This window comes from Streptomyces sp. NPDC058240 (assembly GCF_042882135.1).
GTDB lineage: Bacteria > Actinomycetota > Actinomycetes > Streptomycetales > Streptomycetaceae > Streptomyces.
In genome coordinates, this window is sequence record NZ_JBHVWT010000028.1 from 39,892 (window position 1) to 54,056 (window position 14,165).

The window sequence follows — 14,165 nt, forward strand, 5'->3', positions numbered from 1 at the left end:
GATCAGTACAGCTGCACAGGGGGAAGACATGGCACGTATTTCTCGGGTGAAGGTCATGGGCGCTCTTGCCGCGGCCGTCGTGGGCGTGGCCGTTGCGAGCACTCCGGCCACCGCCGACACGGGGCACTCCTACGGCTACGGCTCCTGCACCCACACGTCCGACGGCTGGTTCATCAGCAACGGCGACACGCTGTACCTCAAGGACACGTGCGCGGACGGCTTCTCCGCCGCTCTCAAGGTCGATGTGGCGCCCATCAAGACGGGCGAGGGCTACGACTTCATGGTGTGGAACAGCGGCGGCAACGGCACCACGAAGAAGGAAGACAGCCACAATTTCCCGGAGGGTGTGAAGATCTGCATCAAGGCGGGCCTCGGCCACCCGTCCACCGGTGAGATCGGCGGGTTCGGCTCCAGCTGGGTGTGTGCGACGACCTGAGCCCGGGGCCCGTCTCCACCGGCCGGAGATGGACCGGCGGCCCAGGCCGTCCGGAACGCGATGAAGGATGCCGGTGCCCGTGACGCGGGCGCTGGATGGCACGGATGAACCGCCCTCCGGTGGCTCGGCGAGCACGCTGAGCAACCGGAGGGCGGTTGTCGGTGGTGGGCGGCCCGGAAATTGCCCGGCGGACGACAAGATGGTCGGGACGCAGTGGTCCTGCGGAACTCCCGTTCGTTGTTCGGGGCAGTGGGCTTCGAACGAATGGGGCCCGGAGCAGGCGTGGGCGCAGAGTGAGGACTGGATGTGAGTGACGTGGCTGCCGGTGCACGACCTGGACATGGAGAGCCCGCGAAGAGGCCGGGCCAGCCCGCTGAGCCTGCCTCCGGCCCACCGGAGGAGACACCGGATCCGGACGCGCAGGCTGTGGACGGGGACGGCAGGAAGGTCAGGAAGCAGCGCCCTTTCTGGAAGGAGTTGCCGCTGCTGATCGTCGTCGCGCTGGTTCTCGCGCTGCTGATCAAGACGTTTCTGGTGCAGGCGTTCTCGATCCCCTCGGATTCGATGCAGAACACGCTCCAGCGGGGCGACCGGGTACTGGTCGACAAGCTGACGCCCTGGTTCGGCGGGGAGCCCGAACGCGGTGAGGTGGTCGTTTTCCATGATCCGGACAACTGGCTGGCCGGGGAGCCGACTCCCGAGTCGAACGTCGTGCAGGACTTCTTGAGTTTCATCGGTCTGATGCCGTCGTCCAAGGAGAAGGACCTGATCAAGCGGACGATCGCGATCGGCGGCGACACCGTGGAATGCGCGAAGGGCGGTCCGGTCGAGGTCAACGGGAAGGCGCTCGACGAGCCGTACATCTTCCCGGGTGGCTCGGCGTGCGACGACAAGCCCTTCGGGCCGTTCAAGGTGCCCGAAGGTAAGATCTGGGTGATGGGCGACCACCGGCAGAACTCCTGGGACTCGCGCTATCACACCGAGGACGCGACCAAGGGCTTCGTGCCCGTCGAGGACGTCGTCGGGCGGGCCGTGGTGGTGGCTTGGCCGATCAACCGCTGGGCGACGCTGCCGGTCCCGGACACCTTCGACCAGCCGGGGATCGGCGCGGCAGCGGGGCTGGCCCCGGGCGCGCTCGGCGTGGCGGGTGCGCTGCCTCTCGCACTGTGGCGCCGCAGGAGGCTGACCAGCGGGCGTACCGCCGGGTAGGGTGCCGACTCGGATCAGCGATTGTCGATCTCCGAGGTGGGGGGACGCTGGGATGAGCGGAAAAGGACGTACGGGTGACGGTCACGGCCGGCTCGGCAGCGTGCTGTCGGGGCTGGCCGTGGCCGTCGGCTGTGTGCTCTTCCTCGGCGGGTTCGCCTGGGGGGCTGTGGTGTACAAGCCGTACACGGTGCCGACCGAGTCGATGACGCCGACGGTGCATTCGGGCGACCGGGTGCTCGCGCAGCGGATCGACGGCAGCGAGGTGCGCCGCGGTGACGTGGTGGTCTTCACCGATCCGGCGTGGGGCGACATGCCGATGGTGAAGCGGGTCGTCGGGATCGGTGGCGACAAGATCGCCTGCTGCGCGAAGGGCGGCTGGCTCACGGTCAACGGCAAGCCCATTGACGAACCGTATCTGCACACGAAGGGCCTCGCCTCGGCCCAGGACTTCACCGCGGAGGTGCCCGAGGGGCAGCTCTTCCTGCTGGGCGACGAACGCACCGCCTCACTGGACTCCCGGGTCCACCTGGACGACGCGGGGCAGGGCTCCGTCCCCCGCGACGCGGTGCAGGCCCGGGTGGATGCCATCGCCTGGCCGATGAACGGCATGGTCGAGCGTCCGCGGGCCTTCGCCGCCTTCCCCGGCGGGGTGTCGTCGCCCGGACCGCTGCGGTTGCAGCTCGGGGCCGTGATCGTGGGCGTGGTGCTCATCCTGGGCGGTGCGGCATACGGCCCGATCGCGGCACGGTCCGCGCGATCGGCACGGAACAAGCGCGGAAGGGTTCCCGCCGGTGCGCATTGAGAAGCGGAAGGTCGCCCGCGTAGTGCTCCTGGACCCCGACGACCGGATCCTCCTGATCCACGGGTTCGAACCGGAGGATCCGGAGAGCACCTGGTGGTTCACCCCCGGCGGCGGTCTGGAGGGCGACGAGACCCGGGAGGAGGCCGCGCTGCGCGAGCTCACGGAGGAGACCGGCATCACCGATGTCGAACTCGGCCCGCTGCTCTGGCAGCGGATGTGCTCGTTCCCGTTCGACGGCCGCCGCTGGGACCAGGACGAGTGGTATTTCCTGGCACGTACGACACGGACCGTCACCGATACCAGCGGGCTGACCGGGCTGGAGCAGCGCAGTGTCGCGGGTCTGAGGTGGTGGACCTCCGCCGAACTGTCGGCGGCGCGTGAGACGGTGTACCCGACCAGGCTCGCCGAGTTGCTGCGCACGCTGCTCGACGAGGGTCCCCCGCGTACGCCACTGGTTCTGGACCCCGAAATCGCCTAAGCGCCCAGGGGGCCCGGGGCCTGGCGCACAATGGGGGGACGCACGGCTGAAGGGGAACATGCCAATGAGCGCCGAGGACCTCGAAAAGTACGAGACCGAGATGGAGCTGAAGCTCTACCGGGAGTACCGAGATGTCGTCGGTCTGTTCAAATATGTGATCGAGACCGAACGGCGCTTCTACCTCACCAACGACTACGAGATGCAGGTGCACTCGGTCCAGGGCGAGGTGTTTTTCGAAGTATCGATGGCGGACGCCTGGGTCTGGGACATGTACCGGCCCGCGCGGTTCGTCAAGCAGGTACGGGTGTTGACGTTCAAGGACGTCAACATCGAGGAGCTCAACAAGAGCGATCTCGAACTCCCGGGTGGCTGAGCCCACTCCAAGGGGGGATTCGATTCCCACTTCCGGGTGGCCGGGTTATCCACAATTCCGGAGTTGTCCACCAAGATCCACAAGCCGGGACCTGACGCGTCAGAGTCGGTCCCGGAGGTGGTGCCGAAATGAACGCACGGGGGGCACTCGGGCGGTACGGCGAGGATCTGGCGGCACGGCTGCTGGCCGAAGCCGGCATGTCCGTACTGGAGCGGAACTGGCGCTGTCGCGCCGGTGAGATCGACATCGTCGCGATGGACGGCGACGCGCTCGTGGTCTGCGAGGTGAAGACCCGCAGGGCGGGCGCGTTCGAGCATCCGATGGCGGCCGTCACGCCGGTCAAGGCGGAGCGGCTGCGGCGGCTGGCCGGTATCTGGATGGACCGGCACGGCGGCCCGCCGTCCGGCGGGGTCCGGATCGACCTGGTCGGAGTGGTGCTGCCCAGGCGCGGAGCGCCCGTCGCCGAGCATGCGCGGGGGGTGGCCTGATGGGGTTCGCGCGGGCGTGCTCGGTGGCGCTCGTCGGCGTCGAGGGTGTGGTGGTGGAGGTCCAGGCGGACCTGGAGGCGGGGGTGGCCGCGTTCACCTTGGTGGGGCTGCCGGACAAGAGCCTGGTGGAGAGCCGGGACCGGGTCAGGGCCGCGGTGGTGAACTCGGGTGCCGAGTGGCCGCAGAAGAAACTCACGGTGGGCCTGTCACCGGCCTCCGTCCCGAAGGGCGGCTCCGGGTTCGATCTCGCTGTCGCCTGCGCGGTGCTGGGTGCGGCCGAGCGGATCGATCCGGCGTCCATCGCCGATGTGGTGATGATCGGTGAGCTCGGACTCGACGGCCGGGTGCGGCCGGTGCGCGGCGTGCTGCCGGCCGTGCTCGCCGCGGCGGAGGCCGGGTACCGCCAGGTCGTCGTGCCCGAACAGACGGCGGGGGAGGCGGCGCTGGTCCCCGGGGTCTCCGTCCTCGGGGTACGGAGCCTGCGGCAGCTGATCGCCGTGCTCTGCGAGGAGCCGGTGCCCGACGAGCGGGAGGCGCACGACGGGGGGCGCCCCGACACCATGCTGGCCGGGCTGATGGTGCCCGGCGCGGGCATCGGTACCGGGCTCGCCCGCGGGGCCGGTCAGGGCGAGGGGAATTCACCGGATCTGGCGGACGTGGCGGGGCAGGCGCGGCCCCGCAAGGCTCTGGAGGTCGCCGCGGCCGGCGGTCACCATCTGCTGCTCTCGGGACCGCCGGGCGCCGGCAAGACCATGCTGGCCGAGCGGTTGCCGGCGATCCTGCCGACGCTGACCAGGAAGGAATCCCTGGAGGTGACCGCGGTGCACTCGGTGGCAGGCATTCTGCCGCCGGGAGAGCCACTGGTCACCCGGCCTCCCTACTGTGCGCCCCACCACTCGGCGACGATGCAGTCGCTGGTCGGCGGGGGCAACGGGCTGCCGCGGCCCGGTGCGGTCTCGCTGGCCCACCGAGGGATTCTCTTTCTGGACGAAGCGCCCGAATTCTCCGTGCGGGCACTGGACGCGCTGCGCCAGCCGCTGGAATCGGGGCATGTGGTGGTGGCACGCAGCGCCGGGGTGGTACGGCTGCCCGCCCGATTTCTGATGGTGCTGGCCGCAAACCCCTGCCCGTGCGGCCGGCACAGCCTCAGGGGTGCCGGCTGCGAATGCCCGCCGTCGGCGGTCAGGCGCTACCAGGCACGACTCTCCGGCCCGCTGCTCGACAGGGTGGATCTGCGGGTGCTCGTCGACCCGGTCAGGCGCGAGGACCTGATGGGGCAGGGTGGCCGGGGCGAGTCGACAGCCTCCGTCGCGGCCCGGGTCCGGGAGGCCAGGGCGCGGGCCGCGGACCGGCTGGCGGGCACCGCGTGGTCCACCAACAGCGAGGTGCCCGGCCATGAGCTGCGGACCCGGCTGGCCGCGGCACCGGGCGCGCTCATGGAAGCCGAACGGGACATGGAACGGGGCATGCTCACCGCGCGTGGCCTGGACCGGGTGCTCAGGGTGGCGTGGACGGTCGCCGATCTGCGCGGCGCCGACTGTCCGGACGCGTCGGACATCGCGGTGGCGCTGGAACTGCGGACCGGTATTCCGCGGGGCGCCCTGACGAACGCCGGAGCGTCATGAGGCCGGGGGCGGACAGCGGGCAGGGAAAGGGGCGGGACCCGTCGGGGGACGCACGGCACCGGGTCCCGGAACAAGACCCGGGGGAGGCGCCCGGGACGGGGCCGGGGATGGCAGTGAGCAGCCGGGAGCGGCTGGCACGGGCCGCTCTGACCCGCATCATCGAGCCGGGGGACGAGCGCGGCGGCCGCTGGCTGCGCGAGTGCGGTGCCGTCGAACTGATACGGCGGATCACCACCAGGGACGGCACCGCGGAGCAGCTGAGCGGAATGACGCCGAAACGGCTCGCCGGGTACCGGCTGCGGGCCGAGAGCGCCGACCCCGGGCGCGACCTCTCGGTGGTCGCCGCGCTCGGCGGGCGGTTCATCTGTCCCGGGGACCGGGAATGGCCCAGCCAGCTCGACGACCTCGCGGACGCCAGGCCGACCGGCCTGTGGGTGCGGGGGCCCCGCGATCTGCGGCTCTGGGCGCTGCGCTCGGTCGCCGTGGTGGGCGCCCGTGCTTGTACGCCCTACGGATCGCACATGGCGGCCGGCCTCGGCGCGGGACTCGCGGAGCTGGGGTGGGTGGTCGTGTCGGGAGCCGCGTTCGGGATCGACGGAGCGGCGCACCGCGGCGCGCTCGCCGTCGGCGGGGCGACAATGGCGGTCCTGGCCTGCGGGGTGGACATCGCCTACCCCCGGGGACACGCCGAGCTGATCGGACGGATGACGGAACAGGGGCTCGTCATCGGCGAATTGCCACCGTCCGATCATCCCACCCGTAGCAGATTCATCCTCCGGAACCGGGTCATCGCCGCGTTGACGCGCGGGACGGTCGTGGTCGAGGCCCAATACCGCAGCGGTTCGCTGGTCACCGCGCGCTGCGCACAACAGCTCGGCCGCTTCACCATGGGCGTGCCGGGCCCCGCCACCAGTGGGTTGTCGGCAGGGGTCCATGAACTCCTGCGCGGAGAGGGCATCCTGGTGACCGATGCCTCGGAAGTCGCCGAACTGGTGGGGGACATCGGTGAACTCGCTCCGGCCAGACGCGGCCCCGTGCATCCCAGGGACCTGCTGGACGCGGTCTCCGCCAGGATCCTCGACGCACTGCCGTACCGGGGCACCGTCAGCGGGCGCGATGTGGCTCGCGCCGCCGGCACCAGTACCGACGAGGCGCTCGGCAGGCTGTACGAACTGCACTCACTGGGGTTCGTCGAACGGGATGGCGATGGATGGCAGTTGACGCCGCGACCGACTTGCAATGGCGACGCGCGGCGAGGCGGTACTTGACCTGGAGCATTCGGGTGAAAAGGTGATGCAGATGACCTCGGCGGATCCTTCAGTGACGCCTCCGGGGCCGACGCACGCGGCGACGGTCTCGGGCCTCAGTCATGTCGGATCGGCCGGATCCGCAGAGTACCGATCCCTTATCCTGCGCGGACCGCGACATCACAGTCACGCTACGCTCACGAGGATTCCGACTCAGACATACGTCCCAGCACTTCACAGCAGAACGGCTCAAGGCACCACATGCCCCAGCACACCTCCGGGTCTGACCGCGCGGCAGTACCACCGGCTGCGCGTGGCACTGTGCGCCCCTCTGCACCCTCCTCGCTCGACGAGTTGTGGCGTTCGTACAAGTCCACGGGCGACGAGCGGCTGCGGGAGCAGTTGATCCTGCACTACTCGCCGCTGGTGAAGTACGTCGCGGGCCGGGTGAGCGTGGGCCTGCCTTCCAATGTCGAGCAGGCGGACTTCGTCTCCTCGGGGGTCTTCGGCCTGATCGACGCGATCGAGAAGTTCGACATCGAGCGCGCGATCAAGTTCGAGACGTACGCGATCACCCGCATCCGTGGCGCGATGATCGACGAACTGCGTGCGCTGGACTGGATCCCGCGCTCGGTGCGCCAGAAGGCGCGCGCAGTGGAACGCGCCTATGCCACGCTGGAGGCGCAGCTGCGGCGCACCCCTTCCGAGGCGGAGGTCGCTGCGGAGATGGGGATCGCGCTGGAGGAACTGCACGCGGTTTTCAGCCAGTTGTCGCTGGCGAACGTGGTCGCGCTGGAGGAGTTGCTGCATGTCGGCGGCGAGGGCGGCGACCGGCTCAGCCTGATGGACACCCTGGAGGACACCGCCGCCGACAATCCGGTGGAGGTCGCCGAGGACCGCGAGCTCAGACGGTTGCTCGCCCGCGCCATCAACACGCTTCCGGAGCGCGAGAAGACGGTCGTGACGCTCTACTACTACGAGGGCCTCACCCTCGCCGAGATCGGCAATGTGCTCGGGGTCACCGAGAGCCGGGTCAGTCAGATCCACACCAAATCGGTGCTCCAGCTGCGCGCGAAACTGGCCGACGCCGGACGCTGAGTCCCACGCGAGGCCGGTAGTGGCCATGGCCGCTTCGGTCATGGATCAGGGGTGTACGCGCCCTCTCGAACACCGGTCGCCGTACAGTGGACGCGTGCCCAGGATTCGAGCGGCCTCGGTGGCCGAGCACCGGACCATGCAGCGCGGCGCCCTCCTGGACGCCGCACGCTCCCTGCTGTCCGAGGGGGGTACGGAGGCATTGACCTTCCCCGCCCTCGCCGAACGCACGGGCCTCGCCCGGTCCTCCGTGTATGAGTACTTTCGCTCCCGCGCGGCCGTGGTCGAAGAGCTCTGCGCCGTCGACTTCCCGGTCTGGGCGGCCGAGGTCGAGAACGCCATGGAGCAGGCCACGACGCCCGAGGGCAAGATCGAGGCCTATGTACGCCGACAGCTCGACCTCGTCGGGGACCGCCGCCACCGCGCGGTCGTCGCCATCTCGGCGAGCGAACTGGACGCCGGGGCGCGCGAGAAGATCAGGGCCGCACACGGCGGGCTGATCGCCATGATCGTCGAGGCGCTCGGCGACCTCGGCCACGCACAGCCGAGGCTGGCGGCGATGCTGCTCCAGGGTTCGGTGGACGCCGCGGTGCGACGTATCGAACTGGCCGTGGCCGAGGAGCCGTCCGTGATCGCGGACACCGCCGTCACCATGATCCTCCGAGGCGTGCAGGGCGTACGGGACTGACGCGGTCGCCGCGTCGCGGCGACCGCGAGCAGAACGCCGGGGGCGGCGAGTCCGTCCCCGGTCCCCCCGGCCGAATTCGCGGGCTCGGGCACGCCGAACACCGGAAGCAGCCGGGACGGACCCCGCCGCAACAGCGGCGGCGGCAGCGACAGCGGATTCAGATACGTGTCACCACGCCGCAGTCCCCAGTGCAGACAGCCCGACGTGCAGTGGAAGGGCCCCGCCTCCACGATCGCCACCACCTGCCCCGCCGTCACCTTCTCGCCCTTCGCGACCAGCGCGCGCACCGGTTCGTACGTGGTCCGCAGCGGCGGATCGCCGCTGTCGGCCACCTCGATCGCCATCACCCCGCGCCCCGCCACACGCCCTGCGAACGAGATCTGTCCCGAGGCGGCGGCGAGCACCGCCGCCCCCGGCTCCGTGGCGAGGTCGACCCCGCGGTGGCCCCGCGCGTAGGGGCCGGCCGGGGGCTCCCATCCCCGTACGACCGCCGGCCGTCCCGCAAGCGGCCAGCCCCGGTCGCCCACCGACGTCGGCGTCGGCGCGGGAACGGGTCCGGGGGCCGGTGCTCCGGCCGTGGCGGCCGATGGGCCGCACAGCGCGGCCAGCAGGGCCACCACCGCCGCCACGAGCGCCCTCCGCACGCGAAGGGAAGCGGGCTCTGCCGGGTAGGCCGGGCAGGTCGGATCAGCCGGGTCGGTCGGGCCGGTCGGGCCGGTCGGGTAGGTCGGATCAGTTGTGCATTGCATGGCAGAACCGTCCCGCAGCCCACCCGGTCCGCAGGGATCATGAACCGGATCTGTGGACAGCCAACCGGTTGTGGACAGCGCCGTCACCCGGCACCCGGGCCGTCCCGTACACTTCCTATGGCGATCCGGGTCACCGGGTCGACTTCGCACGCCCCGCCACCTCCCTCTCTGCGGAGGGTGGCCGCGCTCCTCGGTCCCTCGTGGCACGGCGCGTCGGGGCGTCAGGCGCGACAGCAATCCTGCGGTCGCGACAACCGAGCACCTCAAGGAGTACGGCCATGGCCGTCGTCACGATGCGGGAGCTGCTGGAAAGCGGCGTCCACTTCGGTCACCAGACCCGTCGCTGGAACCCGAAGATGAAGCGCTTCATCTTCACCGAGCGCAACGGCATCTACATCATCGACCTGCTCCAGTCGCTGTCGTACATCGACCGCGCCTACGAGTTCGTCAAGGAGACCGTCGCCCACGGCGGCTCCATCATGTTCGTGGGTACGAAGAAGCAGGCCCAGGAGGCCATCGCCGAGCAGGCGACGCGCGTCGGCATGCCGTACGTCAACCAGCGTTGGCTCGGTGGCATGCTCACCAACTTCTCCACCGTCTACAAGCGCCTTCAGCGTCTGAAGGAGCTCGAGCTCATCGACTTCGAGGACGTGGCCGCCTCCGGCCTCACCAAGAAGGAGCTCCTGGTTCTCTCCCGCGAGAAGGCCAAGCTGGAGAAGACCCTCGGTGGTATCCGCGAGATGCAGAAGGTGCCGAGCGCCGTCTGGATCGTCGACACCAAGAAGGAGCACATCGCCGTCGGTGAGGCGCGCAAGCTCCACATCCCGGTCGTCGCGATCCTCGACACCAACTGCGACCCCGACGAGGTCGACTACAAGATTCCGGGCAACGACGACGCGATCCGCTCCGTCACCCTGCTCACCCGCGTGATCGCCGACGCCGTCGCCGAGGGCCTCATCGCCCGTTCCGGTGCCGCCACCGGTGACTCGAAGCCGGGCGAGAAGGCCGCCGGCGAGCCGCTCGCCGAGTGGGAGCGCGACCTGCTCGAGGGCGACAAGAAGGCCGACACCGAGGTGCAGACCTCCGCCGAGACCGAGAAGGTCGCGGACGCCGCCGAGACGCCGGCCGAGGCCGAGGCCGATGCCGCTGCCGAGGCCCCCGCTGCCGAGGCCGAGGCCGCTGTCGAGGCCCCGGCCGCGGACGCCGAGCAGGCCTGACACCCGTCACGGCTGATGACGGCGGGGGCCGGTGCCACAAGCACCGCCCCCGCCGTTCACCCGTAGATCTTTCAGACTTCGAGAGAGAAATACAGACTCATGGCGAACTACACCGCCGCTGACGTCAAGAAGCTCCGCGAGCTGACCGGCGCCGGCATGATGGACTGCAAGAAGGCGCTCGACGAGGCCGACGGCAACGTCGACAAGGCCGTCGAGGCGCTCCGTATCAAGGGTCAGAAGGGCGTCGCCAAGCGCGAGGGCCGTTCTGCCGAGAACGGTGCCGTCGTCTCCCTCATCTCCGAGGACAAGACCTCCGGCGTTCTGCTCGAGCTGAAGTGCGAGACGGACTTCGTCGCCAAGGGTGACAAGTTCCAGACCGTCGCCAACACGCTCGCCGCCCACGTCGCCGCGACCTCCCCGGCCGACCTGGCCGCGCTGCTCGCCTCCGAGATCGAGGCCGGCAAGACCGTCCAGGCGTACGTCGACGAGGCCAACGCCAACCTCGGCGAGAAGATCGTCCTGGACCGCTTCGCGCAGTTCACCGGCGGTTACGTGGCTGCGTACATGCACCGCACGATGCCCGACCTCCCGCCGCAGGTCGGTGTCCTGGTCGAGCTCGACAAGGAGAACGCCGAGGTCGCCAAGGACGTCGCGCAGCACATCGCCGCCTTCGCCCCGAAGTACCTCAACCGCGACGAGGTCCCGGCCGAGACGGTCGAGAACGAGCGTCGTGTCGCCGAGGCCACCTCTCGCGAGGAGGGCAAGCCCGAGGCCGCCCTTCCGAAGATCGTCGAGGGTCGCGTCAACGGCTTCTTCAAGGACGTCGTCGTCCTGGAGCAGGCCTTCGCCAAGGACAGCAAGAAGTCCGTCCAGAAGGTTCTGGACGAGGCCGGTGTCACCCTGAAGCGCTTCTCGCGCATCAAGGTCGGCATCTGAGTCCGTCCGCGAACAACGGTGGACCCCGATAGGGTCTAGTGCAGTCGTCGGCCGCACTCACGCCGTACGACCGCAGATCTGACGAGGAGGCCATTGCCGCTGAGGGACACCAGACCCACCGGCAATGGCCTTCTTCGTATGTGCACGAGGAGAATCTCCATGAACAAGGGCGCGGACGCCGCACAAGGTGACCACAAGCGCGACGACGGCAAGGTGGCCGGACGCTTCATGCTGAAGCTGTCCGGAGAGGCGTTCGCCGGCGGCGGGGGTCTCGGTGTCGACCCCGACGTCGTACACGCCATCGCCCGGGAAATCGCGGCGGTCGTCCGCGACGGCGCGGAAATCGCGATCGTCATCGGCGGCGGCAACTTCTTCCGCGGTGCCGAGCTCCAGCAGCGCGGCATGGACCGGGCCCGGTCCGACTACATGGGCATGCTCGGCACGGTCATGAACTGCCTGGCGCTCCAGGACTTCCTGGAGAAGGAAGGCATCGACTCGCGCGTCCAGACCGCCATCACCATGGGGCAGGTCGCGGAGCCGTACATCCCGCTGCGCGCCGTGCGCCACCTGGAGAAGGGCCGCGTCGTCATCTTCGGCGCCGGTATGGGGATGCCGTACTTCTCCACCGACACCACTGCCGCCCAGCGCGCCCTGGAGATCGACGCAGAGGGCCTTCTGATGGGCAAGAACGGGGTGGACGGGGTCTACGACTCCGACCCGAAGACCAACCCCGACGCGGTGAAGTTCGACGCGCTCGAGTACAGCGAGGTTCTCGCCCGTGATCTCAAGGTCGCCGACGCCACCGCCATCACGCTCTGCCGTGACAACGACCTGCCGATCCTCGTCTTCGAGCTGACCGCCACCGGCAATATCGCCCGCGCGGTCAATGGTGAGAAGATCGGCACGCTCGTGAGTGACCGGAGCACCCGGGCCTGAGGACCGGGGGACCTTCCCGGAGTACCGCGGGGAGGTCCGGGCCCCCGGGGAAACCCCCAGGACCGGCCCCGAAGGATGGACAACGGCCTGCCGGTCGGACACCGTGCAGGTGAGGACGCGACGCAGGACCCGCCGGGCTCGAGCACGACGGGCCCACTCAAGACACGCAGGAGCACGTGGTGATCGAAGAAACCCTCCTCGAGGCCGAGGAGAAGATGGAGAAGGCCGTCGTCGTCGCGAAAGAGGACTTCGCCGCGATCCGTACCGGCCGTGCGCACCCGGCGATGTTCAACAAGATCGTCGCCGACTACTACGGCGCGCTGACCCCGATCAACCAGCTCGCCTCGTTCTCGGTGCCCGAGCCGCGCATGGCCGTCGTGACGCCGTTCGACAAGACCGCGCTGCGCAACATCGAGCAGGCCATCCGCGACTCGGACCTCGGCGTCAACCCGAGCAACGACGGCAATATCATCCGGGTGACCTTCCCGGACCTCACCGAGGAGCGCCGCCGCGACTACATCAAGGTCGCCAAGGCGAAGGCCGAGGACTCCAAGATCTCCATCCGCGCCGTGCGCCGCAAGGCCAAGGAGACCCTCGACAAGCTGGTCAAGGACAAGGAGTCGGGCGAGGACGAGGTGCGTCGCGCCGAGAAGGAGCTCGACGACACCACCGCGAAGTACGTCGCGCAGGTCGACGAGCTGCTCAAGCACAAGGAAGCCGAGCTGCTCGAAGTCTGATGAACGACTCTTCCTGGGGCGCCCCGCAGGGAGCCGGCCATTGGGGTGCGCCCGAGATGCGGGCTGCTCCGGCGGGTCCTGCTTACGATGTGTATGACGCCCAGCAGACTCGGCCCATGCCCATCGTGCCGGACGTTCCCGACGCAGGTAGAGACGCTGACGACCGTGATGACCGGGACCAGGGGGCCGGACGCCTGAGCGGCGGCCCCCTGTTCCGTGACGAGAAGCCGCAGGAGCCCATGTCCACCGCGCCGCCGCCCCCGCAGAAGAAACGTGCGGGCCGTGATCTGCGAGCCGCCATAGGGGTCGGTGTGGGGCTCGGCGCCGTCATCGTCGCCTCGCTGTTCATCGTGAAGGCCGTCTTCGTCGGTGTGGTCGCCGTCGCCGTCGTCGTGGGACTGTGGGAGCTGACCTCCCGGCTCCAGGAGCGCAAGGGCATCAAGGCACCCCTCATCCCGCTGGCGGTGGGTGGCGCGGCGATGGTGGTCGCCGGTTACGCGCAGGGCGCCGAAGGCGCCTGGGCGGCGATGGCGCTGACCGCGCTGGCGGTGCTCGTCTGGCGGATGACCGAGCCGCCCGAGGGCTACCTCAAGGACGTCACGGCCGGTGTGTTCGCGGCGTTCTACGTACCGTTCCTCGCCACGTTCGTCGCCATGCTCCTGACCGCCGACGACGGGCCGCAGCGGGTGCTCACCTTCCTGCTGCTGACCGTGGTCAGTGACACGGGCGCGTACGCCGTCGGCTGGCGCTTCGGGAAGCACAAGCTCGCGCCGCGCATCAGCCCCGGAAAGACCCGGGAGGGCCTGTTCGGGGCCGTCGCCTTCGCGATGGTCGCCGGTGCGCTGTGCATGCAGTTCCTGATCGATGGCGGTTCCTGGTGGCAGGGGCTGCTGCTCGGGTTCGCGGTCGCGGCCACCGCCACCCTCGGCGACCTGGGCGAGTCGATGATCAAGCGGGACCTCGGGATCAAGGACATGGGCACGCTGCTGCCGGGGCACGGCGGCATCATGGACCGGCTGGACTCGCTGCTGCCGACCGCCCCGGTGGTTTGGCTGCTGCTGGTGCTGTTCGTCGGTTCCGGCTGAGGTCAGGCCCCTGACCTGGGATTTTACGAGTGAGGGCCCGCTGTCCACAGGACGGCGGGCCCTC

The 14,165-nt window shown here is 69.6% G+C and carries 15 protein-coding genes and 1 pseudogene; 15 read left to right on the forward strand and 1 reads right to left on the reverse strand.

The genetic code is table 11. From position 1 onward, the window contains the following. The first annotated feature begins 28 nt into the window (after positions 1–28). The 10 genes from ACFVX4_RS30250 (at position 29) to ACFVX4_RS30295 (ending at position 8,441) form a co-directional block, all read left to right on the forward strand. Positions 29–436 (forward strand): hypothetical protein, encoded by a 408-nt coding sequence (locus tag ACFVX4_RS30250; RefSeq protein WP_266427240.1) that lies wholly within the window; start codon positions 29–31, stop codon positions 434–436. Between the two features lie 315 nt (positions 437–751). Then, positions 752–1,645 (forward strand): signal peptidase I, encoded by an 894-nt coding sequence (gene lepB, locus ACFVX4_RS30255; RefSeq protein ID WP_389983213.1) that lies wholly within the window; start codon positions 752–754, stop codon positions 1,643–1,645. Positions 1,646–1,697: 52 nt separating this feature from the next. Next, the gene (gene lepB / locus ACFVX4_RS30260; RefSeq protein ID WP_389983129.1) at positions 1,698–2,447 is read left to right on the forward strand and encodes a signal peptidase I; all 750 of its coding nucleotides are present in this window, start codon (positions 1,698–1,700) and stop codon (positions 2,445–2,447) included. Next, complete coding sequence (locus tag ACFVX4_RS30265; protein WP_266427245.1) at positions 2,437–2,925, forward strand: NUDIX hydrolase; 489 nt, start codon at positions 2,437–2,439, stop codon at positions 2,923–2,925. Before lepB (ACFVX4_RS30260) ends, ACFVX4_RS30265 begins: the two co-directional genes overlap by 11 nt. Before the next feature lie 64 nt (positions 2,926–2,989). Further along, entirely contained in the window at positions 2,990–3,298 is a 309-nt protein-coding gene (locus ACFVX4_RS30270) for a DUF2469 domain-containing protein (RefSeq protein ID WP_003965949.1), read from the forward strand. A gap of 128 nt (positions 3,299–3,426) precedes the next feature. Next, a complete protein-coding gene (locus tag ACFVX4_RS30275; RefSeq protein WP_385334251.1) occupies positions 3,427–3,786 on the forward strand; it encodes a YraN family protein in 360 nt (119 codons plus the stop codon). Next, positions 3,786–5,411 carry a YifB family Mg chelatase-like AAA ATPase gene (locus ACFVX4_RS30280; protein ID WP_389983133.1) on the forward strand — a complete coding sequence of 542 codons (1,626 nt, stop codon included), beginning with the start codon at positions 3,786–3,788 and terminating at the stop codon, positions 5,409–5,411. Before ACFVX4_RS30275 ends, ACFVX4_RS30280 begins: the two co-directional genes overlap by 1 nt. Before the next feature lie 107 nt (positions 5,412–5,518). Then, positions 5,519–6,679, forward strand: coding sequence for a DNA-processing protein DprA (dprA, locus tag ACFVX4_RS30285; protein WP_389983136.1), 1,161 nt, complete (start codon positions 5,519–5,521; stop codon positions 6,677–6,679). A 240-nt stretch (positions 6,680–6,919) separates the two neighbouring features. After that, positions 6,920–7,756 carry an RNA polymerase sigma factor WhiG gene (gene whiG / locus ACFVX4_RS30290; RefSeq protein WP_385334257.1) on the forward strand — a complete coding sequence of 279 codons (837 nt, stop codon included), beginning with the start codon at positions 6,920–6,922 and terminating at the stop codon, positions 7,754–7,756. A gap of 118 nt (positions 7,757–7,874) precedes the next feature. Beyond that, on the forward strand, positions 7,875–8,441 hold the full coding sequence (locus ACFVX4_RS30295; RefSeq protein WP_385334329.1) for a TetR/AcrR family transcriptional regulator: 567 nt from the start codon (positions 7,875–7,877) through the stop codon (positions 8,439–8,441). An 80-nt stretch (positions 8,442–8,521) separates the two neighbouring features. Here ACFVX4_RS30295 and ACFVX4_RS30300 read toward each other — a convergent pair. Beyond that, positions 8,522–9,190, reverse strand: a pseudogene (locus tag ACFVX4_RS30300) (murein hydrolase activator EnvC family protein); the annotation flags it as partial. Between the two features lie 278 nt (positions 9,191–9,468). On the opposite strand from ACFVX4_RS30300, the gene rpsB reads away from it, so the two are divergent. From rpsB to ACFVX4_RS30325, 5 genes are all read left to right on the forward strand, one after another. Further along, positions 9,469–10,407: a 30S ribosomal protein S2 gene (gene rpsB / locus ACFVX4_RS30305; RefSeq protein ID WP_389983139.1), complete on the forward strand. Its 939-nt coding sequence runs from the start codon at positions 9,469–9,471 to the stop codon at positions 10,405–10,407. A gap of 99 nt (positions 10,408–10,506) precedes the next feature. Beyond that, the gene (tsf, locus tag ACFVX4_RS30310) at positions 10,507–11,343 is read left to right on the forward strand and encodes a translation elongation factor Ts (protein ID WP_266427310.1); all 837 of its coding nucleotides are present in this window, start codon (positions 10,507–10,509) and stop codon (positions 11,341–11,343) included. 159 nt (positions 11,344–11,502) lie between these two features. Then, positions 11,503–12,279, forward strand: a complete 777-nt coding sequence (gene pyrH, locus ACFVX4_RS30315; RefSeq protein WP_385334261.1) for a UMP kinase — start codon at positions 11,503–11,505, stop codon at positions 12,277–12,279. Between the two features lie 179 nt (positions 12,280–12,458). Next, on the forward strand, positions 12,459–13,016 hold the full coding sequence (gene frr, locus ACFVX4_RS30320; RefSeq protein WP_266427315.1) for a ribosome recycling factor: 558 nt from the start codon (positions 12,459–12,461) through the stop codon (positions 13,014–13,016). Continuing rightward, complete coding sequence (locus tag ACFVX4_RS30325) at positions 13,016–14,101, forward strand: phosphatidate cytidylyltransferase (protein ID WP_389983141.1); 1,086 nt, start codon at positions 13,016–13,018, stop codon at positions 14,099–14,101. The genes frr and ACFVX4_RS30325 overlap by 1 nt, the downstream gene beginning before the upstream one ends. Positions 14,102–14,165 lie beyond the last annotated feature (64 nt).

Excerpts from the sequence above, each read along its gene's own strand:
- ACFVX4_RS30250 (WP_266427240.1), top strand. The coding sequence starts at position 29 with ATGGCACGTATTTCTCGGGTGAAGGTCATGGGCGCTCTTGCCGCGGCC.
- lepB (WP_389983129.1), top strand. The coding sequence starts at position 1,698 with ATGAGCGGAAAAGGACGTACGGGTGACGGTCACGGCCGGCTCGGCAGC.
- ACFVX4_RS30270 (WP_003965949.1), top strand. The coding sequence starts at position 2,990 with ATGAGCGCCGAGGACCTCGAAAAGTACGAGACCGAGATGGAGCTGAAG.
- ACFVX4_RS30275 (WP_385334251.1), top strand. The coding sequence starts at position 3,427 with ATGAACGCACGGGGGGCACTCGGGCGGTACGGCGAGGATCTGGCGGCA.
- ACFVX4_RS30280 (WP_389983133.1), top strand. The coding sequence starts at position 3,786 with ATGGGGTTCGCGCGGGCGTGCTCGGTGGCGCTCGTCGGCGTCGAGGGT.
- dprA (WP_389983136.1), top strand. The coding sequence starts at position 5,519 with ATGGCAGTGAGCAGCCGGGAGCGGCTGGCACGGGCCGCTCTGACCCGC.
- whiG (WP_385334257.1), top strand. The coding sequence starts at position 6,920 with ATGCCCCAGCACACCTCCGGGTCTGACCGCGCGGCAGTACCACCGGCT.
- rpsB (WP_389983139.1), top strand. The coding sequence starts at position 9,469 with ATGGCCGTCGTCACGATGCGGGAGCTGCTGGAAAGCGGCGTCCACTTC.
- tsf (WP_266427310.1), top strand. The coding sequence starts at position 10,507 with ATGGCGAACTACACCGCCGCTGACGTCAAGAAGCTCCGCGAGCTGACC.
- pyrH (WP_385334261.1), top strand. The coding sequence starts at position 11,503 with ATGAACAAGGGCGCGGACGCCGCACAAGGTGACCACAAGCGCGACGAC.
- ACFVX4_RS30325 (WP_389983141.1), top strand. The coding sequence starts at position 13,016 with ATGAACGACTCTTCCTGGGGCGCCCCGCAGGGAGCCGGCCATTGGGGT.